This is a genomic window from Dysosmobacter sp. Phy, assembly GCF_054476235.1.
Map to the genome: position 1 here is coordinate 808,241 of NZ_CM136997.1, position 20,325 is coordinate 828,565.

At 64.9% G+C, this 20,325-nt stretch carries 21 protein-coding genes; 10 read left to right on the forward strand and 11 right to left on the reverse strand.

Annotated elements, in window-relative coordinates; translation table 11 throughout:
- The 3 genes from mtnA to ACVDHE_RS04030 all read right to left on the reverse strand — a co-directional run bounded on the left by mtnA (position 1) and on the right by ACVDHE_RS04030 (position 2,412).
- A complete protein-coding gene (gene mtnA / locus ACVDHE_RS04020) occupies positions 1–1,071 on the reverse strand; it encodes an S-methyl-5-thioribose-1-phosphate isomerase (RefSeq protein WP_213039753.1) in 1,071 nt (356 codons plus the stop codon).
- Positions 1,072–1,111: 40 nt separating this feature from the next.
- The gene (locus tag ACVDHE_RS04025) at positions 1,112–1,774 is read right to left on the reverse strand and encodes a class II aldolase/adducin family protein (protein WP_458885685.1); all 663 of its coding nucleotides are present in this window, start codon (positions 1,772–1,774) and stop codon (positions 1,112–1,114) included.
- A gap of 107 nt (positions 1,775–1,881) precedes the next feature.
- Positions 1,882–2,412, reverse strand: coding sequence for a nitroreductase family protein (locus ACVDHE_RS04030; protein ID WP_458885686.1), 531 nt, complete (start codon positions 2,410–2,412; stop codon positions 1,882–1,884).
- 155 nt (positions 2,413–2,567) lie between these two features.
- On the opposite strand from ACVDHE_RS04030, the gene ACVDHE_RS04035 reads away from it, so the two are divergent.
- The 5 genes from ACVDHE_RS04035 to ACVDHE_RS04055 all read left to right on the forward strand — a co-directional run bounded on the left by ACVDHE_RS04035 (position 2,568) and on the right by ACVDHE_RS04055 (position 7,014).
- The gene (locus tag ACVDHE_RS04035) at positions 2,568–3,731 is read left to right on the forward strand and encodes a pyridoxal phosphate-dependent aminotransferase (protein WP_458885687.1); all 1,164 of its coding nucleotides are present in this window, start codon (positions 2,568–2,570) and stop codon (positions 3,729–3,731) included.
- A 114-nt stretch (positions 3,732–3,845) separates the two neighbouring features.
- Positions 3,846–4,094, forward strand: a complete 249-nt coding sequence (gene spoIIID / locus ACVDHE_RS04040) for a sporulation transcriptional regulator SpoIIID (RefSeq protein WP_213039757.1) — start codon at positions 3,846–3,848, stop codon at positions 4,092–4,094.
- Between the two features lie 49 nt (positions 4,095–4,143).
- Entirely contained in the window at positions 4,144–4,398 is a 255-nt protein-coding gene (locus ACVDHE_RS04045; RefSeq protein WP_213039758.1) for a hypothetical protein, read from the forward strand.
- A 143-nt stretch (positions 4,399–4,541) separates the two neighbouring features.
- Positions 4,542–5,534, forward strand: coding sequence for an LCP family protein (locus ACVDHE_RS04050; RefSeq protein ID WP_458885688.1), 993 nt, complete (start codon positions 4,542–4,544; stop codon positions 5,532–5,534).
- 43 nt (positions 5,535–5,577) lie between these two features.
- Positions 5,578–7,014 (forward strand): S-layer homology domain-containing protein, encoded by a 1,437-nt coding sequence (locus tag ACVDHE_RS04055; protein ID WP_458885689.1) that lies wholly within the window; start codon positions 5,578–5,580, stop codon positions 7,012–7,014.
- Positions 7,015–7,075: 61 nt separating this feature from the next.
- Here ACVDHE_RS04055 and ACVDHE_RS04060 read toward each other — a convergent pair whose 3' ends face one another.
- Genes ACVDHE_RS04060 through ACVDHE_RS04075 form a run of 4 tightly spaced genes read right to left on the reverse strand, consistent with a single transcriptional unit; the run spans position 7,076 to position 11,299 of the window.
- Positions 7,076–7,369: a NifU family protein gene (locus ACVDHE_RS04060; RefSeq protein ID WP_213039761.1), complete on the reverse strand. Its 294-nt coding sequence runs from the start codon at positions 7,367–7,369 to the stop codon at positions 7,076–7,078.
- Positions 7,344–8,894: an ATP-binding protein gene (locus ACVDHE_RS04065; RefSeq protein ID WP_458885690.1), complete on the reverse strand. Its 1,551-nt coding sequence runs from the start codon at positions 8,892–8,894 to the stop codon at positions 7,344–7,346. Before ACVDHE_RS04065 ends, ACVDHE_RS04060 begins: the two co-directional genes overlap by 26 nt.
- A gap of 58 nt (positions 8,895–8,952) precedes the next feature.
- Positions 8,953–10,314, reverse strand: a complete 1,362-nt coding sequence (locus ACVDHE_RS04070) for a vWA domain-containing protein (RefSeq protein WP_458885691.1) — start codon at positions 10,312–10,314, stop codon at positions 8,953–8,955.
- Between the two features lie 22 nt (positions 10,315–10,336).
- A complete protein-coding gene (locus ACVDHE_RS04075; protein WP_418726184.1) occupies positions 10,337–11,299 on the reverse strand; it encodes a leucine-rich repeat protein in 963 nt (320 codons plus the stop codon).
- Positions 11,300–11,475: 176 nt separating this feature from the next.
- Between ACVDHE_RS04075 and ACVDHE_RS04080 the strand changes: the two genes are divergently transcribed.
- The 4 genes from ACVDHE_RS04080 to ACVDHE_RS04095 are packed head-to-tail and all read left to right on the forward strand — an operon-like array spanning position 11,476 to position 13,446.
- Positions 11,476–11,856 (forward strand): GntR family transcriptional regulator, encoded by a 381-nt coding sequence (locus ACVDHE_RS04080; RefSeq protein WP_458885692.1) that lies wholly within the window; start codon positions 11,476–11,478, stop codon positions 11,854–11,856.
- Entirely contained in the window at positions 11,853–12,707 is an 855-nt protein-coding gene (locus tag ACVDHE_RS04085; protein ID WP_458885693.1) for an ABC transporter ATP-binding protein, read from the forward strand. The genes ACVDHE_RS04080 and ACVDHE_RS04085 overlap by 4 nt, the downstream gene beginning before the upstream one ends.
- Positions 12,704–13,318, forward strand: a complete 615-nt coding sequence (locus ACVDHE_RS04090; RefSeq protein WP_213036955.1) for an ABC-2 transporter permease — start codon at positions 12,704–12,706, stop codon at positions 13,316–13,318. Before ACVDHE_RS04085 ends, ACVDHE_RS04090 begins: the two co-directional genes overlap by 4 nt.
- On the forward strand, positions 13,315–13,446 hold the full coding sequence (locus ACVDHE_RS04095) for a hypothetical protein (protein ID WP_325227475.1): 132 nt from the start codon (positions 13,315–13,317) through the stop codon (positions 13,444–13,446). The genes ACVDHE_RS04090 and ACVDHE_RS04095 overlap by 4 nt, the downstream gene beginning before the upstream one ends.
- 62 nt (positions 13,447–13,508) lie before the next feature.
- On the opposite strand, the gene ACVDHE_RS04100 is transcribed toward ACVDHE_RS04095, so the two are convergent.
- The 4 genes from ACVDHE_RS04100 to ACVDHE_RS04115 all read right to left on the reverse strand — a co-directional run bounded on the left by ACVDHE_RS04100 (position 13,509) and on the right by ACVDHE_RS04115 (position 18,586).
- Positions 13,509–15,128, reverse strand: coding sequence for a putative manganese-dependent inorganic diphosphatase (locus ACVDHE_RS04100; RefSeq protein ID WP_213036956.1), 1,620 nt, complete (start codon positions 15,126–15,128; stop codon positions 13,509–13,511).
- 130 nt (positions 15,129–15,258) lie between these two features.
- Positions 15,259–15,552: a TipAS antibiotic-recognition domain-containing protein gene (locus tag ACVDHE_RS04105; RefSeq protein ID WP_213036957.1), complete on the reverse strand. Its 294-nt coding sequence runs from the start codon at positions 15,550–15,552 to the stop codon at positions 15,259–15,261.
- 24 nt (positions 15,553–15,576) lie between these two features.
- Entirely contained in the window at positions 15,577–16,650 is a 1,074-nt protein-coding gene (locus tag ACVDHE_RS04110; RefSeq protein ID WP_458885694.1) for a M24 family metallopeptidase, read from the reverse strand.
- A 328-nt stretch (positions 16,651–16,978) separates the two neighbouring features.
- Positions 16,979–18,586 (reverse strand): CTP synthase, encoded by a 1,608-nt coding sequence (locus ACVDHE_RS04115; protein ID WP_418726148.1) that lies wholly within the window; start codon positions 18,584–18,586, stop codon positions 16,979–16,981.
- A gap of 684 nt (positions 18,587–19,270) precedes the next feature.
- Between ACVDHE_RS04115 and ACVDHE_RS04120 the strand changes: the two genes are divergently transcribed.
- Positions 19,271–20,290: an ABC transporter substrate-binding protein gene (locus ACVDHE_RS04120; RefSeq protein ID WP_458885695.1), complete on the forward strand. Its 1,020-nt coding sequence runs from the start codon at positions 19,271–19,273 to the stop codon at positions 20,288–20,290.
- The last annotated feature ends 35 nt before the right edge of the window (positions 20,291–20,325 follow it).

Consider the following 20,325-nt stretch of genomic DNA (forward strand, 5'->3'; position numbering starts at 1 on the left):
TCAGTCCCGGAACAGCGCTTTCAGGCTCTTGGTGTAGGGCGGGCGGCAGATGCCCCTTTCCGTGATGATGGCGGTGATGAGGTCGTGGTCCGTCACGTCGAAGGCCGGGTTGTAGCACTTGACCTCCGCCAGGGCCATGGGCTTTTCATACCACATGGTCTTGATCTCATTCGGGTCCCGCTCCTCGATGGGGATGTGGGCCCCGTCGGGGCAGTCCATGTCGATGGTGGAGGTGGGGCCCAGCACGTAGAAGGGGATGCCGTAGTGCTTTGCCAGAATGGCCACGCCGGAGGTGCCGATCTTGTTGGCGGTGTCGCCGTTGGCCGCCACCCGGTCGCAGCCCACGAAGCAGGCCTGGACCCATCCGTTCTTCATGACGATGGAGGCCATGTTGTCGCAGATCAGCGTCACATCCACCCCCGCCCGCTGGAGCTCATAGCTGGTCAGGCGCGCGCCCTGGAGAAGGGGCCGGGTCTCGTCGGAGAACACGTGGAAGGTCATGCCCCGCTCCGTGCCCAGCAGGATGGGGCCCAGGGCCGTGCCGTACCGGGAGGTAGCCAAGGGGCCGGCGTTGCAGTGGGTGAGGATGCCGTCTCCGTCCTTCACCAGGGACAGCCCGTACTCCGAGATGGCGGCGCACTTGTCCATGTCGTCTTTGTGGATGGCCACCGCCCGCTCGTACAGGGCGTCCAGCATGGGGCCCCGGGGGTCGTTCAGATGCTCCAGGGCGGTGCGCATCATCTCCCGGATGGCCCAGCTGAGGTTCACCGCCGTGGGCCGGGCGTCGGAGAGGATCTGGCCGTAGCGGCTCAGCTCCCGCAAAAACACCTGCCGGTCCTCCGTCCGGATGGACTTGGCCAGCACGTACATACAGTAGGCGGCGCAGATGCCGATGGCCGGGGCGCCCCGGACCCGCAGGGCCCGGATGGCCTCCACCATCTCCTCCACCGTCCGCAGGCGGATCTCCTTCTCCTCTCCCGGCAGCAGGGACTGGTCCAGGATGTACAACGCCTCCGCCTTCCGGTCGTACCGGATATTCTCCACGGCCACCACGGCCTTCAGGTCTGCCATATCGCTCATCCTTTCCGCCGGCGCCGGGCCGGCCGCGAATTCACTGGTCCCGCTTCTGCCGCAGGGCCTGGTACATCCCCCGCAGGCTCCGCAGCTGCGCGGTCTCCGCCTCCGTCAGGGCCACCGGGTCCCCCAGCAGCTGCGCGTTTTGCACGATCTTCGCCGTGTGCTCCACGGTCTCCAGCCGGTCGAAGGCCTCCCACAGGTCGCCGCCCCAGGTCAGGGCGCCGTGGTTTGCCAGCAGCACAGCGTTGTGGTCTTTCAGGTACGGCTCCACGCTGCGGGGCACCGCCTCGGTGGAGAGCATGGCGAATTCCGGCGTGCAGGGTACGGTGCCCAGGCCCGCCGCCAGCTCCGCGACATACGGCGTCTCCAGCCCCCGGCGGCACACGGCAAAGGCCGTGGACACCGGCGGGTGGGCGTGGACCACGGCCCGGACATCGGCCCGGCCCCGGTAGACCGCCAGGTGCATCTTCATCTCCGAGGAGGGGTGCCGGTCGCCTTCCAGCACCCGACCCTCCAGGTCCGTCACCAGCAGCATATCCGGCGTCATCCGGCCCTTACTGACGCCGGAGGGCGTCATCAGCAGCCGCCCCGGCTCCGCCAGCATGGAGAGATTGCCGTCGTTGGCGGCGGCGTAGCCCCGGTCGTACAGCAGCTTTCCCACGGCGCACATCAGCGCCCGCTCCGTCTCATAGGTCATCAGCCCGCCTCCTTTTCTTATGGCACCATCTTACCCCATTCCGCCGCCGGGCGCAAGAAAAAGAAGCGGCGGCAGGACTTCCCTGCCGCCGCCTTGGCTGTCCGCGCTTACGGGCGATAGATGTAGTGCTCCTTCCGGGGCTTGGGAGCGGGCACGTCGCCGTCGATGTAGCCCAGGATGCAGTTGCCCACGCCCCGGTACGTCTCCGGCAGGCCCCACTTCTTCAGCAGCTCCTTGCCCTCGGGCCGGTCGAACAGCTCCATGGCCCGGTTGATCCAGCAGGAGCCCACGCCCAGAGCCCAGGCCGCCGTCATCAGGTTGCCCATGGCCAGAGAGCCGTCCTGGAGCCAGTTGGGGGTCTCCCCGTCGGCCAGGACCACCACCACGGTGGGAGCGCCGTAGAAGGGATCCGTGCCGGGCCTGCCCTGGATCTCGGCGTTCAGGGCGGACATGTAGGAGATGGTCTCCGGATCCTGGACCAGCACCATCACTGCCGCCTGGCCGCCCTTGGCGGAGGCCGCCCAGGTGCCGGCGTCCAGAATGGCCTCCAGGGTCTCCGGCGCCACCTGCTCCTTCTTGTATTTGCGGATGCTTCTGCGCTCTTTCAATACCTTCAGCGTCTCGTTCACTGGGATCATCCTTTCCTTTTATATATTGTCAGGGATATCATACCACACTTTTCCGCGGTTCCAAAGGGCCCGCGAAAAATTCTTTTTCTCTGCATCTGGCTTTTTCTGCCGGTTTCCGCTACAATCAGACCATCGACCGTTCATCGTTAAAGGAGGAACCATCCATGCCCCAGCCTCTGTCCCAGCGCACCGCTGATTTTACCGACTCCGTGATCCGGCGCATGACCCGGGTCTCCCTGAAATACGGCGCCGTGAACCTGTCCCAGGGGTTCCCGGACTTTGATCCGCCCCAGGCGATCCTGGACCGGCTGGCCCAGGTGGCCCACGAGGGGCCCCACCAGTACTCCGTCACCTGGGGCGCTCAGAACTTCCGGGAGGCCCTGGCAAAAAAGCAGACCCACTACATGGGCCGCACCATTGACCCCGACAAGGAGATCGTGGCTACCTGCGGGTCCACCGAGGCCATGATGTGCGCCATGATGACCGTCACCAACCCCGGCGACAAGGTGATCGTGTTCTCCCCCTTCTATGAAAATTACGGGGCGGACACCATCCTCTCCGGGGCGGAGCCCATCTACGTGCCCCTCCATCCCCCGGCATTCACCTTCGACGTGGACGAGCTGGAGGCCGCCTTCCGCCAGGGGGCCAAGGCCCTGGTGCTGTGCAACCCCTCCAACCCCTGCGGCCGGGTGTTCACCCGGAAGGAGCTGCTGACCATCGCCGAGATGGCCACCCGGTACGACACCTACGTCATCACCGACGAGGTGTATGAGCACATCGTCTACGCCCCCCACCAGCACACCTACTTCGCCACATTGCCGGGGATGTGGAGCCGGACCCTGTCCTGCTCCTCCCTGTCCAAGACCTACTCCATCACCGGCTGGCGCCTGGGCTACATCATCGCCCCGGAGGAGATCATCGACCGGGCCAAGAAGGTCCACGACTTTTTGACCGTGGGCTGCGCCGCGCCGCTGCAGGAGGCAGTGATCCCGGGGCTGGAGTTCGGCCAGGACTACTACGACGAGCTGCTGGCCAAGTACACCCACAAGAAGGAGCTGTTCTTGAAGGGCCTGGACGACCTGCACATCGTCCACAACGACCCGGAGGGCGCCTACTACGTGCTGCTGGATATCAGCGAGTACGGCTATGACAGCGACCTGCAATTCTGCAAGAACCTGGCCCGGGAGGTGGGCGTGGGCGCCGTGCCCGGCTCCAGCTTCTTCCGGGAGCCGGTGAACCACCTGATCCGCCTCCACTTCGCCAAGAACGATGACACCCTCAACGAGGCCCTCAACCGCCTGGAGCGGATTCAGAAGCTGAAGAAATGATCAGCCGCCGCCTGTCCCGGTCCCCGGGGCGGGCGGTTTTCCCTGCCCGGCCGCGCATATCCCCATTTCTCCCCGCATAGGATGGACCAACAAGAGGCGGGGAGTGAACGAGTTTTGAAGGGTAACATGGAGGAGCGGGCGGAGCGCCTGGCTCAGTACATTATAGAAAACCGGACCACGGTCCGGGCCGCCGCGCAGAAATTCGGCATCAGCAAGTCCACTGTGCACAAGGATATCTCCGAACGGCTGCCCCAGTTCAACCGGGCCCTCTATCTTCAGGTGAAGGAGGTCCTGGATGTCAACAAGGCCCAGCGGCACATCCGGGGCGGCATCGCCACGCGAAAAAAGTACCGCGGCCAGTGAGACGCGCATAAGCTGGACTGTGACAAACGCTTGTATCGGAGGAATGTATATGGCAAATCCGTCCCAGGGCCGCTGCCGCCCGGTCCGGTCCGCGCCGGCCGTCCAAACGAGGCGCAGTTCCGCCGCCCAGGAGCCGCCGGTCCGCCGCTGGCCCCACCCGGTGGGCTGCCAGGACCCGCCTCTCCCGCCGGAGCCCACGCTCCACTACATACGCTGCGCACTGTCCTATCAGAACCAGCTGCTCTCAGAGATCAAAACCCTCCTCCAGCAGCTGGCGGAACGAGAGAACAGTCAGGAGAGCTGAAGTATGGCGTGCCGGTGCCGGCACGCCATTTTCCCTCTTGTGTTTTTCCGCGGGGTGTCCTATAATAAGTGGCGATATTATGTAAATCGACCCAAAAGACATCACCGCGGCCCCCGGCCGCGCACAAGGAGCGTAATATACCCATGGCAAAACGAGTCATGAAACGTCGTCGCCGCCGCAGCGGGAAACGGGTCCTGCTGCTGCTTGTCATCGCCGCCGGTTTGATCTATGCCGGCGCCCACATTCTGATCCGCCAGCCCGAGGTGAAGGCCCAGGAGGACCCGGACCCTGTGGAGGAGACGGAGGACCTGACCCAGGAGGAGCGGGATGCCGCTGCGGCGGCTGCCGCGGCCCTGGCCGCTCACACGGAGCGGAAGGATCAGTTCTATACCATCCTGGTCTCCGGCTGCGACGACGGCAACGGCAACAGCGACACCAACATTCTCCTGGCGGTGGACGCCAAAAACGGCTATATCCACGGCGTCAGCATCCCCCGGGACACCAAGGCCGTCTGGAACGGCAAAAGCCACAAAATCAACGCCGCCTTCGGCTCCGGCGGCACCGAAAAGCTGGCGGAGGTCATCGGCGACCAGCTGGGCATCCCCGTGGACTTCACCGTCTCCGTGGACCTCAAGGGCTTCGTGGCCCTGGTGGACGCCATCGGCGGCGTGGACTTCGACGTACCGGTGAACATGGACTACGAGGACCCCTATCAGGACCTGTACATCCACATCCCCGCCGGGATGCAGCATCTGTCCGGCAAGGAGGCCCTGAAGGTGGTCCGCTTCCGGGAGGGCTATGCCTCCCAGGACATCGGCCGGATGGAGACCCAGCAGAAGTTCCTCAAGGCCGTGGCCCAGCAGACGCTGACGCTGTCCAATTTGGACAAGATCCCGGAATTCGCCAACATCTTCAACCAATATGTCAAAACGGACCTGACCCTGGGCAATCTCGCCTGGCTTGGCAAGGAGGCCATCTCCATGGGCTCCGGCGCCATCTCCTTCTCCACCCTGCCCGGCGAGTGGAAGTCCCCCTATATCTATCTGGATCAGGACGCCGTCCTGGAACTGGTGAACCAATACCTGAACCCCTACGTGGAGGACCGGACGGCGGAGGATCTGAACATCCCCGCCTGAGGTTCCCCTCCGTCAACCGTCCGCACCCCAAAGGAGGCACGCCATGAAAACCCGTATCCTGTCTCTGGCCCTGGCGGCCAGTCTGCTGCTGGGCGTCCCCGCCCTGGCGGCGGAGAACAGCACCGGCAACTTCGTCCGCGAAAAAACCTATACCGGACAGTTCTCCGACCTGACCGCGGACTCTACCTTTTACGACAATGTGGCCGCCCTGTATGAATACGGCCTGTCCGTGGGCAAAACCGACGGCACCTTCGGCCTCAAGGACTCTCTGACGGTAGGCCAGATCGTGATTTTTGCCGGGCGGATCCGCAGCCTCTACCGCACCGGCGACGCCGAGGCCGGTCCCAATGCCCACAGCAAGCCCGGCGACACCGCCACGGCGGCGCGGTATCTGCGCTACCTCCAGGCGGAGGGCGTGCTGGGCACGGAGCTGGACGGCAGCCTCGCCGCTCCGGCTACCCGGGCCCAGGTGGCCCACGTGCTGGCCAACACCCTCCCATCCGAGGTACTGCCGCCCATCAACGACGAGATCGTGACCGAGGGCTACGCCAGCCGCCACTTCATCACAGACGTCACCGAGTACACCGACTATTACCGGGACATCCTGTTCCTGTACCGGGCCGGCATCTCCGTCGGCTCCGACGCCACCGGGTCCTATCTGCCCCAGGACCCCATCACCCGGGGCGCGGCGGCGGCCATGCTGACCCGCATGGTGGACCCCTCCCTGCGGCTGACCCCCGACTGGGATCTGGACAGCGTCTGGAGCGCCGCGGGCACCACCCTGGGCGACCTGGTGACGGCGGGCACCTATGTGGCCGCCCCCACCACGGAGGAGGAGATCGACTCCAGCGTCCGCTACATGCTGGCCTCCAATCAAAACACTCTGCAGCTGCAATACGATACCATCTCCGCCATGGCTGCCCGGAAGGTGATGGAGCAGACCCTGGCGGTGGTCAAGACCTATGTGGAGCAGTGCTACAACACCGTCACCTGTACCTTTGATACCAGCGGCGCCCTCACACTGACCTTCTCCGCCTCCAGCGCGGGCACGGCCATCCAGACCTACCGGGAGGAGGCCATGGCGGCGGCCATCGCCGTCCACGACGAGCTGTGGTCCTCCGGACAGATCACGCCGGGCATGTCGGAGTATGACAAGGCCCGGGTGTACTACACCTGGATCTGCGACAACTGCGTCTACGACTACGACGCCGGGGACGACTCCCTCAGCCACATCGCGTACAGCCTCTTCCACGACGGCACCGCCGTGTGCGACGGATACACCGGCGCCTACAACATGCTGCTGAAGCTGGAGGGGATCGACTGCACCGCCCTCTCCAACAGCTCCCACATCTGGACCGTGGCCACCCTGGACGGCGTCCAGTACCACATCGACACCACCTGGGGCGACAGCGGCGCCCAGCCGGATTACAGCTATTTCGCCATGACTCCCACCCAGTCGTGGAACCAGCACCGCTGGTAACCAGAGCGAGCACAAGGAGCCCCGGGCCGGAGGCCCGGGGCTCCTTTTCGCATTTTTCCTTTTACAGGTGATGGTCCCGCAGCAGGCGCTTGGCCTGCTCCCACAGCTCGTCGCTGACGGTCTGGACCACCACGACCTTGTGCACCAGCTCCGGCAGGGCCTTCACCACCTCTGCCTCCACGATGGTCTCGTTGGTGAGGTCCGCAGAGGGGCACCCGGCGCACTGGCCCAGCAGCTTCACATACAGCACGCCGTCCTCCAGGTGGTCAATGGCGATCTCACCGCCGTGGGCCCGGAGGGAGGGCCGCACCTCCCGCTCCAGCACGTCCTCAATTCTCTTCAGGGTCTCTTCCATGGTCTCGTTCCTCCCTCTCCGCCGCCTTGGCGGCCATGATGTCCTGCCGGATCCGGTGCCGGGTGTCGTCAAAGAGCAGCTCCCGGTTGTGGCGGAAGTAGGCGTCGCAGCCGAAGTTCTCCACGAACCAGGAGGTGTCGTACCCGGCGGTCAGCTCCGTGACGAACAGCACCAGCTCCTGGCTGTCCCCAAAGGTCTGCTCCAGGAAGCGGAAGGCATTGTCGAAGGCCGCGCCGGCCTCGGCGCCCAGGGTCTCCCGCCGGTCCGCCTCAGCGGCAAACCACGTCCGCACCGCCTCCATGGCGGCGTCGGCAGTATCAAGACCCTCCCGGACCAGGCGGGCTTTGTAGTCCTCCAGCAGGTTGACGGCCCGCTGGTCCAGATCCCGGCGCTCCTTGTCCTGCTGGCCGGCCTCCCGGGCCTGGCGCATCTTCTCCCGCCGCTTCCAGATGAGATTTCTCAGCACGTCCCCCGGCGCCGCCTGGGTGATCTGTTCTTTGAACACGGTCAGGTCGCCGTGGACCGTCTCCGCCAGGGCGTCCTGGCGGCGGGTGTTCCGGGCCAGCTCGGAGAGCCGGGCCACCACCAGCCCCATGACGGAGAGTTTTTCGTCAAAGGGGGCCTCCCGCAGCTCCAGGGAGGTGATCGTCTCCCAGGTGCCCCGGAGGATGTCCTCCACGTGGTAGGTCTTTTGGTACTTGTAGTAAAGATCCAGGTAGTTGGCGAAGTCCTTGGCGATCCGGGGCATCTGGATGTACTGCCCCACCACGCCCCGGTCCGCCCGGATGCCCAGCTGCTCATAGGCGCAGAGCAGCTCGCTCAGGTCCTCCCAGCCCCGGGCAGTGGCGAACTGGAGGCCCTCCGCCGTGGTCTCGATGCGGTAGAAGTTCTCCTTCTTGATGTCCAGGTAGGACACCACCGCCCCGTGGAGGCCCTTGCGCCGGGCGTACTCCTTCCAGACGGCGAAGTCCTCCTCCACGTCGATGCGCTTGACCCGGTCCAACGTCACCACGTCGAACTCCCGGACGGAGCGGTTGTACTCCGGCGGGTTGCCCGCCGCCACGATCAGCCACCCCTCCGGCAGGCGCTGGTTGCCGAAGGTCTTGCACTGGAGGAACTGGAGCATCATGGGCGCCAGGGTCTCGCTGACGCAGTTGATCTCGTCCAGAAAGAGGATGCCCTCTTTCAATCCGGTGGACTCCATCAGCCGGTACACGGAGCCCAGGATCTCGCTCATGGTGTACTCGGTGACGGAGAATTCCTCCCCGCCGTAGGTGCGGTGCTCGATGAAGGGCAGCCCCACGGCGCTCTGGCGGGTGTGATGGGTGATGGTGTAGGCCACCAGGCCCACGCCGGTCTCCGCGGCGATCTGCTCCATGATCTGGGTCTTACCCACACCCGGAGGGCCCATCAGCAGCACCGGCCGCTGGCGGACGGAGGGGATGAGGTAGTTCCCAAGCCCGTCTCGGGCCAGATACGCCCGGAGGGTGTTGGTGATCTCCTGTTTGGCCTGTTTGATATTCATAGGTACACTCCTTACACAGCCTCCCGCCGGGTCCCGGCCGGGGGATCGGTCATCTCATTCACAGCTGGGGCAGCTCGTCCAGGTCCAGCCCGTCGTCCTCCGCCGCCTGCTGCACCGCCCGCTCCAGGGCAGGCACCGGCAGCACCAGCCGGATGGCCCAGGGGGGCATCCGCACCGACAGCGGCGGCTCCTCCAGCAGGATGAAGGCCGTCTCATAGGGGGGCCGGGTCTTTGGGTAGATGCCCATGCCGTCGGTGAAGTAGACGAGGCCCCGCAGGTCGGAAAAGGCCCCCTCCTCCCGGAGCTTCGCCACGTGGTCGAACACGGGGCGGAAGTCCGTGGCGCTGCCGCCGGTGAGCTGGAAGTTCTCCATATACTCCTTCAGCTGGTCCAGGTCCCGGATGGGGGTGTCGGACCGGATCTGGTCGTCGCACTGGAGGATGCGGATGTTCACCTGCCGGGTGAAAGTCTGGGTGCTGCGCAAAATGGCGTAGGTGCAGGCCAGGAAGGCCCGGACCAGCTCGCCGGAGGTGGACATGGAGGTGTCCACGGCGATGACGAAGTCCTGGATGCGGTGTTCCTCCCGGGTCTCCGGCGGCTCCACCAGAGGCATGTTGCCGTAGAGTTGGAGCCCGTAGGTGTAGAAGATGTAGTCGAAGGCGTCGTCGTCCACGGCCAGCACCTCCCGGGGGGCGGCGAACCGCCGCAGGAAGGCCCGGTAGTCCACATCGTCCCGGACGGCCACCCGCACCTGCTCCAGCACCGCCTCGCCGCCGGTGGCCTGGGCGGCCAGCACCGTCTCCATGCCGGTCTGGGTCCGCTCGGAGAGGCTCTTCCACCGCTCATCCTGCCGCTGGCGCTGTTCCTGGTCCTGCTGCTTCTCCGGGTCCCAGAGGCCGTGGTCGTCCTCCAGAAAGGCCCGCTGGAGCCGGGCCAGCTCGTACTCCGAGGGTGCCGTCCGCAGCAGGTGGCGGTAGATGCCCTCCGCCGTCAGCACCGGCATCTCGGCCCGGCACTGGCCGTAGAACTTCTGCCGCGCCGGCATGGCCGTGCCGGTGAGGCAGGGGTAGTCCAACTCATCCAGGATGCTCTCCACCGCCGCGTCGCAGCTCAGGTCCCACAGCACCGGGTCCTTCCCCCGCTTCTTCCACAGGTGCCGCAGCATACAGTGGAGGATCACGTGGAGGTAGGCCCGGTTGGCCGCCGTCCGGGACCGGAGGTACCGCTCGGCAAGCCAGGCGCCGCTGTAATAGAGGGTCTCGCCGTCGGTGGCGATGGACACCGTCACCTCCCCGCCCGGCTGGAAGGCCAGGGCGCACAGCGCCGCGTCCAGATAGGGCAGGTTCATATACAGTTCGTTCCGGGCGGCGTGGAGGATGTCCAGCCCCACGGCGCTCAGGTCCTTTTTCGTCTCCTCCATGTCCGCCCTCCTCTCCGTCGTCTTACAAATCGAAGCGCCGCCGGGCGCCTGCTCCCGCCCGGTGCCGGGCCTCCAGCAGCAGCGCCAGGGCCTCGGCCGCCCCCAGCTCCCGGGCCAGGGCGCAGCCTCCCGCCAGGGCCTCCGGTCCCGGCCTCACCCGCTCCAGCAGGAAGTGCAGGCTCTCCGTGTCCCGCTCCGCCAGCAGCCAGGCCAGGGCCGCCTCCGATTGTGCGCGGAGGTAATCCAGATAGGCCTTCTCCGCCTCCGGCGTCAGATCCAGCGGGTAGCGCAGCCGCCAGAAGGCCAGGCGCAGCGCGCAGTCCGCCTCGTGCTCCATACCCAGAAAGGCTTTCCACAGCCGGTCGTAATTCCGCAGGTCCAGGCGCCGCCGGACAAAGCAGTGGTGATAAGGGTAGCCTGCGCCGCTGATGTTGTAGTCGAAGTGGTGGGCGGGGCAGTTCTCCTCGTACAGCTCCCGGTACTCCGGGAAGATCAGCCGGGCAAGGATTCCCTCCGGCCCCGCCAGCGTCACATCCAGCTCCCGGCTCAGCTCATCGGCAAAGTAGGCCAGGGTATCCCCCTCGGCTCCCGGCCGGGTCAGGTGAAAGACGCGGAGGCTGCGGCAGTTCATCAGCGCCCCGCCGCCCCATCGGCGGATGCTGTCGCAGAGAGACAGGCTCCGCAGCGCACCGCAGTTCAAAAAGGCGTAGTCCCCGATGGCCTCCAGGGCAGGCGGCAGGGCCAGCTCCTCCAGGCGGCGGTTGTCCCAGGCCGCATCGGCCGGGGCGCCGCAGGTGATCTCCACCGCCTCGCCGGGCACCTCGGCGGCGCCCGGTGCCAGAGCGTGGTTCCCCAGGGCCGTCACCGGCAGGCCCCACAGGGTATCCGGCAGGGCCGCCCGGGTATCGCAGGTGGCCGCCCGCAGGACCGTCACCCCCGCCGCCTCCCGGCGGACCGTCAGTTTCCAGTTGTTGGCGCCTGCCATGGTCTCCAAAGGCGTTTCCTCCCTCTGTTTTCTCGCTTTTCGCAGTATACCACACTTCCGCCCTCCTGCCTAGGGCAGACGTCTGGAAAAGAAATTTTGAAAAATTTGTGGTTTCCCCTTGACAAACTGTTTATACTGTATATACTGTACATGTACAGTACGAACGGAGGAGCTCCATGGAAATCATCATCCGAAACACCACCAATCAACCGATCTACGAGCAGATCTACGCCCAGATCAAGACCCAGATCATCGCCGGGAAGCTGTCTCCGGGGGAGGCCCTTCCCTCTATCCGCAGCTTGGCCAAGGACCTGCGGATCTCCGTCATCACCACCAAGCGGGCCTACGACGAGCTGGAGGCCGAGGGCTTTCTCTATACCGTGGCCGGCAAGGGCTGCTTTGTGGCGGAGAAGAATTTGCAGCTGGTCCGTGAGGGCCGCCTGCGGGAGCTGGAGGAACACCTGGCCGCCGCCGCGGAGCTGGCGGTCAGCTGCGGCGTCACCGCAGAGGAAGTGCTGGAGACGCTGCGCACGCTGTTGGAGGAGCACAATCTATGAATGCCATCGAACTGAACCATGTGACCAAGGAATTTCCCGGCTTCACCCTCCGGGACCTGACGCTCTCGGTGCCCCAGGGCACCATCTGCGGCCTGGTGGGTGAGAACGGTGCCGGAAAGTCCACCACCATCCGCCTGCTGATGGGCGCCCTGCGGCCCGACAGCGGCACCTGTTCCGCCCTGGGGGTGGACGCCGCCTCGCCGGAGTTTCTGGAGGCCAAGGAGGACATCGGCGTAGTGCTGGACGAGGCCTACTTCCCCGAGGTCCTCACCCCCCAACTGGTGGGGAAGGTCATGGCCAAAACCTACCGCCGGTGGGACGGCGCCGCATACCAGGGGTATCTCACCCGTTTCTCCCTGCCGGAGAAGAAGATGTTCAAGGACTTCTCCCGGGGCATGAAGATGAAGCTGGCCATTGCCGTGGCACTGAGCCACGACCCCAAGCTCCTGGTGCTGGACGAGGCCACCTCCGGCCTGGACCCCATCGTCCGGGACGAGGTACTGGAGATCTTTAACGAGTTCACCCGGGCCGAGGACCACTCCATCCTGATCTCCTCCCACATCCTCAGCGACCTGGAAAAGCTGTGCGACTACATCGCCTTCCTCCACCAGGGGCAGCTGCTGTTCTGCGAGGAGAAGGACGCGCTGCTGGAGCAGTACGGCATCTTCGTGGGCACCGCCGAGCAGGCGGACAGCCTCCAGCCCGAGGCCGTGGCCGGCCGGGAGGCGGGCGGCATGGGCGGCGTGCGGTGCCTGGTGCGGCGGGATCTGGTTCCCGCCACGCTGGAGCTGGAGCGGCCCACGGTGGAGGACATCATCCTCTTTCTGGTGAAAGGAGCGAAAAACGCATGAGTGCGCTGATCCTGAAGGATTTTTACGTGATGTGGAAGCAGACCAAGGTGCTGCTGATCATCATTCTGGTATTCTCCTGCCTGCCGGGCGCTTTCTATCCCACCTTCGCGGTGATATACGCCGCCATCCTGCCCTATTCCGCCATGGCCTACGACGAGCGCAGCAAGTGGGACCAGCTGGCCGGCATGCTGCCCTATGCCGACCGGGACATTGTGCTTGGCAAGTATCTTTTCGGATATCTGTCCATCGCCGTGGCGGCGGGGCTCTCCCTGGTGATCCAGACGGCGCTGACTCTGTTCTGGGACCGGGCCTCCGACAACCTCTCCCCCCTCTCCACGATCCCTCTGGCCGTATGTGTGGGCGTGTGCGTCCTGGCGCTGACACTGCCCCTGATGTTCCGCTTCGGCGTGGAAAAAGGACGGCTGGTGATGTTCCTGATCATCTTCCTGGTGTGCGGCAGCACCGGCGTCCTCACCGGCATCTCCAGCGACAGCCTGGACGGCGGCTACTATCTGTCCCTGGCCCTGCCGGCCGCGGCGCTGGCGGCGGTGGTGCTGACGGCCGTGTCCATCCCTCTGTCTTTGCGGCTGTACCGCAGGAGGCGCGCATGAGTGCCGGCGCGCCTGTCCCAGCGGCGGAGCCCACCGCCGCGGACATCGCCGCCGGACTGTGGCTGCTGGGCCAGGCCCTGCTGCTGGAGGGGCTGGTCCCTCCGCCGGAGGCGGAAAAACAGCCGTGAAAATACCGGAGGAACCCGCAGAGCGGGCTCCTCCGGTTCGTTTTTTGTCCGGTCTCCGGCGCTCAGCCCCACAGGGCGGAGAGCATGGGGATGACCTGCTTTTTCCGGGACATGATCTTGGGCAGGAAGGGCGCCGCGTCGTTGGTGCGGATGTTGAAGGCCTGGCGGATGGTGTCGGCCTCTCCCACGAACAGCAGGTGGGTGCCCTCCTTCAGCACGTCGGTGATCATGAGGACCACCGTGTGCAGCTTCTGCTTTTTCCGAATGTTCTCCATGGCGGAGAGGAACTCCTCCTGTCTTTGGAGCAGCCGGTCGGAGTCCATGCAGGTGATCTGGCTGACCGCCAGGTCATGGCCGGCGATGTGGAACTCCTTATAGTCGGTCCGCAGCATGTCCTCCACGGACTTGTCGTCGCCGCTGGTGGCGGAGAAAATGGCCTTGCCCACCTCCTCCAGGGAGACATTGGCAATCCGGGCCATGCGGTTGGCCACATCGATATCCCGCTGGGTACAGGTGGGGGATTTGAACATGACGGTATCAGAGACAATAGCGGCAGCCATGAGGCCCGCCATCTTGGCTGTGGGCATGAGGCCCTTTTCCTGATACATGCCGGCCACGATGGTGGTGGTGCTGCCCACGGGCTCATTGCGCACGGCGATGGGATTCTTGGTCTGGATGTCCGCCAGGCGGTGGTGGTCGATGATCTCCAGGATCTCCGCCTGCTCCAGGCCCATCACCGACTGGGCCTTCTCATTGTGGTCCATCAGCACCACCTGCTTGCGGCGGGGGCGCAGCAGATGGAACCGGGACAGGGTACCCACCACCCGCTCGTTCTCGTCCAGAATGGGGTAGGCGCGGAAGCGGCTCTCCAGCACGGTGTCCTGCACGTCGTCGATATAGTCGTCCAGATGGAAGCTGACCAGGTCCTGATTTTTGCAGATACTGCTGATGGGCAGGGCATGGTACAGCAGGCGCACCGCCCGGTAGGCGTCGTAGGGGGTGGAGATGATGCACGTTCCCTTCCCCGCCGCCTCTTCCAGCAGAACCGGATCCACCTCGGCCTGGCAGACGATGACGCCGGCCGCGCCCACATCCAGCGCCCGGCGGATCATATCCGGCTGGTCGCCGCAGACCACGATGCTCTCCGGATCGGAGAACACCAGGTTCTCCCGGCTGGCCGGCAGAGCGATGGTGACCTCGCCGGAGATCACATCCCGCAGCTGCTCCCCCTCGTTGAGGATCTTACCCTCCAGCACCGACAGCAGGTTGAAAATGGGCACCTCTCCCAGCCGGGGATTTCGGACGGAGGACATATCATAGCTGGCCACATCTCCGGCGGAGAGCATGCCGAACAGTGTCCCGTCGTCATTGGCCACCGGAATCACAAAGATCTTGTCAGCCTGCATGGTCTGCCAGGCCCGGCTGATGGTGGCGGCGGCGGACAGGGTGGGCGGCGTGTCGTAGTCCAGGTCCCGCACCTGCGTGCGGACGTTGCTGAGCAGACGGGGCGGCTGGAACCCGAACTTGTCCAGCACGATCTGGGTCTCATCGCTGACCTGACCCAGCCGGGCGGCCTGATACTGCCGCTGGCCCAGCGCGTTTTTCAGCGCGGCGTACGCCATGGCGGAGACGATGGAATCCGTGTCGGGGTTCCGGTGTCCGGTGATATAAATAGTATCCATGAAAGACTCCCTTCCGCCGGATGCGGGGCATCCGCTGGTTCTCGTTTCCATTATGGGGCCCAGGCGGGTCTTTGTCAACCGTCAGCCCAGCCAGAAAAATGCCGCCCGGGGCCTCCCCGGGCGGCATCTGTCACAAGGTCTCCAGGTAGGCCTCGATGGCCTCTCCCATAAAGTGGGCGGTGCCGTCTCCGAAGCTGTCCAGATGCTCGGCGAAGCGGTCGTCCGCGCCGTAGAGATACGCCAGACGGCGCAGCTTTTCCGTGTCGCAGCTGCCGTGGAACCGGGCGATGTGGTCCTGCCAGCGCAGCACCAGGGCCCGGGCCTCGGGACTGGACGGATCGTCCTTTTTCGCCTCCGCGGCAAATTCCACCAAAATGGCGTCCGCGGAGATCTGTTCTTCTCCTGCGCCGATGTATGCAGACATATGGGCTCCTCCTTTTCCCGCAGATCACAGAATCATCAGCTCTTTGGGCGCCTTGGTCAGGTTCCGGCAGCCCTCCTCCGTCAGGAGGATCACGTCCTCGATCCGCACGCCCATGCGGCCCGGCAGATAGATCCCCGGCTCCGCAGAGATCACAGCACCGGCGGGCAGAGGCTGGTCGTTGAGCGGCGAGGCGCTGGGGCTCTCATGGATCTCCACGCCCACCCCATGACCGAAGCTGTGGGTGAAATAGTCCCCGTAGCCGGCGGCGGTGATGACGGCCCGGGCGGCGCCATCCACCTCCCGGCCGGTCACTCCGGCCCGGGCAGCGGCGATGCCGGCGGCCTGTGCGGCAAGCACCGTCTGGTAGACCTGCTGCATCTCCTCGGTGGCAAAGCCCACGGCCACCGTGCGGGTCATGTCGGAGCAGTAGCCGTGATAGATACAGCCGAAGTCCATGGTGACGAACTCTCCCCGTCCGATCTCCCGCTCTGAGGGCACGCCGTGGGGAAGGCTGCTGTTGGGGCCGGATACCACGATGGGATCAAAGGACATATTCTCCGCCCCGTAGTGGAGCATCCGGTACTGGAGCCGGGCGGCCACCTCCTTCTCCGTCATGCCCGGGCGAATCTCGCCCAGGATGTCCTCCAGCGCCCGCTCGGCGATCCGCTGGGCTGCTACCATGGCCTCCAGCTCCTCGCTGTCCTTGGTGCGCCGCAGGTCCCACAGCAGCTCTGAAGCGGGGATCAGATCGCAGGGCAGAGCCTTGCGGTAGCGCTCCCACTCCTGCACGGTCATATAGGCGTCCTCAAAGCCCAGGCGGCTGACCGCCTGCTCCCGGAGCACCTCCTCCAGCAGCACAGCATAGTTCCGGCCGGGCCCCGTCTCCCGAATCTCCGCCCCCTGGACGTAGCGTCCGGCGGCCTCAATGTACCGCGCATCGGTGAAATACCAGGCGCGATGCTTTGTCACCAGGGCCACGCCGTCGGTGCCTGCGGAGTGGAAGCCGGCCGCGTAAAAGCGGTTGGCCTCGCCGGTCAGCAGCATGGCGTCCAGGCCCGCGGCCTCCAATCGGGCCGCGATCTTCTGAAAGTGGTTCACTGACGTTCCTCCTTATTTGTATATGTCCGCCCGCGCCGGGGCGGTCTTTCCGAAGCCATCAAAGGAATCCGAACGGATCTGCCCGCAGGGCATCGCCCTCCGCCTCGCCGCTGTCGCGGCAACCGGCGGAGATGGCGTGAGAGCCGCCCCTCTGTGCTTATCTCTCTTCTGCGCCCTGCTCCAGCGCCGCCTTCACGAACCCGTAAAACAGCGGATGCGGACGGTCGGGGCGGATCGCTCCCTTCGGGGGCGACCGCAGGGCATCGCCCTCCGCCTCGCCGCTGTCGCGGCAACCGGCGGAGATGGCGTGAGAGCCGCCCCTCTGTGCTTATCTCTCTTCTGCGCCCTGCTCCAGCGCCGCCTTCACGAACCCGTAAAACAGCGGATGCGGACGGTCGGGGCGGCTCTTGAACTCCGGGTGGAACTGGGCGCCCACAAACCAGGGATGGTCCTCCAGCTCCACGATCTCCACCAGCCTCTCATCGGGGGACAGGCCCGCCAGAGTCAGGCCTGCGGACCGGGCGGCGGCGCGGTAGTCGTTGTTGAACTCATAGCGGTGGCGGTGACGCTCGGAGATCTCCGCCGCGCCGTACAGCGCCCGGCTCCGGCTGCCCTCTGTCAGGCGGCAGGGATACCGCCCCAGGCGCATGGTGCCGCCCTTGTCGGTGATATGCACCTGATCCGGCATCAGGTCGATGACCGGGTGCCTGGTGGCGGCGAACTCGGAGGAGTTGGCGTCCTCCAGGCCCATCACATGGCGGGCAAACTCCACCACTGCCATCTGCATCCCCAGGCAGATGCCGAAGTACGGCACCATATTCTCCCGGGCGTAGCGGCAGGCGGCGATCATGCCCTCGATGCCCCGGTCGCCGAAGCCCCCGGGCACCAGCACCCCGGCGCAGCCGGAGAGGACCTGGGCCGCGTTTTCATCGGTGACGGTCTCGGAGTCCACCCACCGGATGTCCACCACCGCGTCGTTGGCGGTGCCGGCGTGGTGCAGGGACTCCACCACGGAGAGGTAGGCGTCGTGGAGCTGGGTGTACTTGCCCACCAGGGCGATGGTCACATGGCGCTCCGCCGCCAGCTCCCGCTTTACCATGGCCTTCCACTCCCGCAGGTCCGGCTGGTGGGTGATGAGGCCCAGCTTCCGGCAGACCACATCGTCCAGGCCCTCCTTCGCCATCAGCAGGGGCACCTCGTAGAGGGTCCGGGCGGTGGTGTTCTGGATGACGCAGTCCGGCTCCACGTTGCAGAACAGGGCGATCTTCCGGCGGATGTCCTCGGTGATGGGGGCGTCGCACCGGCACACCAGGATGTCCGGCTGGATGCCCAGAGACAAAAGCTCCTTCACGGAGTGCTGGGTGGGCTTGCTCTTGAGCTCCCCGGAGCCGGGGATCTGGACGATCAGGGGCACATGGATGAACACCACGTCGCCCCGGGGCCGCTCCACGGCCACCTGGCGGATGGCCTCCAGAAAGGGCTGGGACTCAATGTCGCCCACGGTGCCGCCGATCTCGGTGATGACCACGTCCACATCCTCCCCGGCCATGGAGTAGATGCGGTTTTTGATCTCGTCGGTGATGTGGGGGATGATCTGCACCGTGGCGCCCAGGTAGTCGCCCCGGCGCTCCCGGTTCAGCACGGACCAGTAGATCTTGCCGGAGGACACGGAGCTGTTGCCGGTCAGGTCCTCGTCCACGAACCGCTCGTAGTGACCCAGGTCCAGATCCGTCTCGGCGCCGTCCTCGGTGACGAACACCTCCCCGTGCTGATAGGGGCTCATGGTCCCGGGGTCCACATTGATATAGGGGTCGAACTTCTGATTGCGCACCCGGACGCCCCGCTGCTTCAAAAGCCGTCCCAGGGACGCCGCGCAGATCCCCTTGCCCAGGCCGGACACCACGCCGCCGGTGACAAATACAAACTTGGTGGTCACACCGCTCACCTCACCTTTCCTTTTTCCTATCATGCCCGTATTTCTGCCGGAGCTCTCCACAAAAAAAGCGGCACCACTGGACCCTTTTGCGGCGAAAAGTCCCGGCCTTTTCGGGACGTTCAGCTGCGATCCACGGTGTCGCTGTGTGTTCGATTGTGGCCCCGCGGCATCGCCGCGGACCGCTGACCAAAGCGTTTCCAAAAATACTTTCCCAATATAGCACCGCCTCCCGCAAAAGTCAACGGGGCAAATTTTCGCGCTCTGTTATACCGGGCAGCTGTCAAACGGCTTCCCACAAACGCAAAAGCGCGCGGCGCGCCGCTCTGCCGCCATTCCGGCAAAAAGCGATCATTTCAAAAAAGGCGGCGCCTGTTTTTGTAAAAAATGACGGTTGACTTTATCCCTTTAAAGCTATATATTGAAAAAGTAATTTGAGGCAGCCGAAAGGCAGAGAGGAGTCCGCCATGGGTCGTACCGTTCGCTTTACCGTCCAGGCCAACGCTCATTTCTCCTTTATGAAGGCCCGCTACGCGGGCCGCTATTACCACGCCCAGATCTCTCCGGCCGGCTGAAACAGAAAATGCGCTTCCCTATCATCGTATGAGAGGCGGCTCTGTTCCTACCGGGACGGAGCCGCTTTTTATAATTGTCTCTGCGATCCCATTGTAGAAAAGGAGAATTGTGATGAAAAAGAAACTGCTTGCCCTGACGCTCGCCGCCCTGATGGCGCTGAGCCTGGCCGCCTGCGGCGGCGACACCGCCTCCACCGATACGGAAGCTGCCGAGGACGAAGCCGCCGAAACCACTGAAGCCTCCGGCCAGGTCTACAACATCGGCATCTGCCAGCTGGCGCCCCACCCCGCTCTGGACGCCGCCACCGAGGGCTTCATCGACGCTGTGACGGAAGCTCTGGGCGCTGAAAACGTCAACATCGATAACCAGAACGCCGCCGGCGACAGCCCCACCTGCGGCACCATCATCAACGGGTTCGTCTCCGCCAATGTGGATCTGATCCTGGCCAACGCCACCGCGCCGCTGCAGACCGCTGCCGCCGCCACCGCCACCATCCCGGTGCTGGGCACCTCCGTCACTGAGTACGGTGTGGCCCTGGGCATCGACGGCTTCACCGGCACCGTGGGCACCAACGTCTCCGGCACCTCCGACCTGGCGCCGCTGGACCAGCAGGCCGCCATGGTGAAGGAGTGGTTCCCCGACGCCAAGACCGTGGGTCTGCTGTACTGCTCCGCCGAACCCAACAGCCAGTATCAGGTGGACAACGTCCAGGCCTATCTGGAGGAGCTGGGCTATACCTGCACCCAGTACTCCTTCTCCGACACCAACGACATGGCCTCCGTCACCCAGCAGGCCGCCGACAACAGCGACGTGCTCTATGTCCCCACGGATAATACCTGCGCCAACAACACCGGCGTCATCGACAACATCTGCCGTCCCGCCGGCGTCCCCATCATCTGCGGCGAGGAAGGTATCTGCGGCGGCTGCGGCGTGGCCACCTTGTCCATCAGCTACTATGATCTGGGCTATACCACCGGCGAGATGGCTGTGAAGATCCTCACCGGCGAGGCCGACGTGTCCGAGATGCCCATTGAGTACGCCCCCCAGTTCACCAAGAAATACAACGAAACCATCTGCGCCGACCTGGGTCTGACTGTTCCCGAGGGCTACGAGGCAATCGTCATCGAGTAACTCCCTCCCGATTTTTAAGCGGACAGCGGAAAAGG

Bases quoted from the DNA above. Each gene is read 5' to 3' on its own strand.
- mtnA (WP_213039753.1), bottom strand. From the start codon at position 1,071: ATGGCAGACCTGAAGGCCGTGGTGGCCGTGGAGAATATCCGGTACGAC.
- ACVDHE_RS04025 (WP_458885685.1), bottom strand. From the start codon at position 1,774: ATGACCTATGAGACGGAGCGGGCGCTGATGTGCGCCGTGGGAAAGCTG.
- ACVDHE_RS04030 (WP_458885686.1), bottom strand. From the start codon at position 2,412: ATGATCCCAGTGAACGAGACGCTGAAGGTATTGAAAGAGCGCAGAAGC.
- ACVDHE_RS04035 (WP_458885687.1), top strand. From the start codon at position 2,568: ATGCCCCAGCCTCTGTCCCAGCGCACCGCTGATTTTACCGACTCCGTG.
- ACVDHE_RS04045 (WP_213039758.1), top strand. From the start codon at position 4,144: ATGGCAAATCCGTCCCAGGGCCGCTGCCGCCCGGTCCGGTCCGCGCCG.
- ACVDHE_RS04050 (WP_458885688.1), top strand. From the start codon at position 4,542: ATGGCAAAACGAGTCATGAAACGTCGTCGCCGCCGCAGCGGGAAACGG.
- ACVDHE_RS04055 (WP_458885689.1), top strand. From the start codon at position 5,578: ATGAAAACCCGTATCCTGTCTCTGGCCCTGGCGGCCAGTCTGCTGCTG.
- ACVDHE_RS04060 (WP_213039761.1), bottom strand. From the start codon at position 7,369: ATGGAAGAGACCCTGAAGAGAATTGAGGACGTGCTGGAGCGGGAGGTG.
- ACVDHE_RS04065 (WP_458885690.1), bottom strand. From the start codon at position 8,894: ATGAATATCAAACAGGCCAAACAGGAGATCACCAACACCCTCCGGGCG.
- ACVDHE_RS04070 (WP_458885691.1), bottom strand. From the start codon at position 10,314: ATGGAGGAGACGAAAAAGGACCTGAGCGCCGTGGGGCTGGACATCCTC.
- ACVDHE_RS04075 (WP_418726184.1), bottom strand. From the start codon at position 11,299: ATGGCAGGCGCCAACAACTGGAAACTGACGGTCCGCCGGGAGGCGGCG.
- ACVDHE_RS04080 (WP_458885692.1), top strand. From the start codon at position 11,476: ATGGAAATCATCATCCGAAACACCACCAATCAACCGATCTACGAGCAG.
- ACVDHE_RS04085 (WP_458885693.1), top strand. From the start codon at position 11,853: ATGAATGCCATCGAACTGAACCATGTGACCAAGGAATTTCCCGGCTTC.
- ACVDHE_RS04090 (WP_213036955.1), top strand. From the start codon at position 12,704: ATGAGTGCGCTGATCCTGAAGGATTTTTACGTGATGTGGAAGCAGACC.
- ACVDHE_RS04095 (WP_325227475.1), top strand. From the start codon at position 13,315: ATGAGTGCCGGCGCGCCTGTCCCAGCGGCGGAGCCCACCGCCGCGGAC.
- ACVDHE_RS04100 (WP_213036956.1), bottom strand. From the start codon at position 15,128: ATGGATACTATTTATATCACCGGACACCGGAACCCCGACACGGATTCC.
- ACVDHE_RS04105 (WP_213036957.1), bottom strand. From the start codon at position 15,552: ATGTCTGCATACATCGGCGCAGGAGAAGAACAGATCTCCGCGGACGCC.
- ACVDHE_RS04120 (WP_458885695.1), top strand. From the start codon at position 19,271: ATGAAAAAGAAACTGCTTGCCCTGACGCTCGCCGCCCTGATGGCGCTG.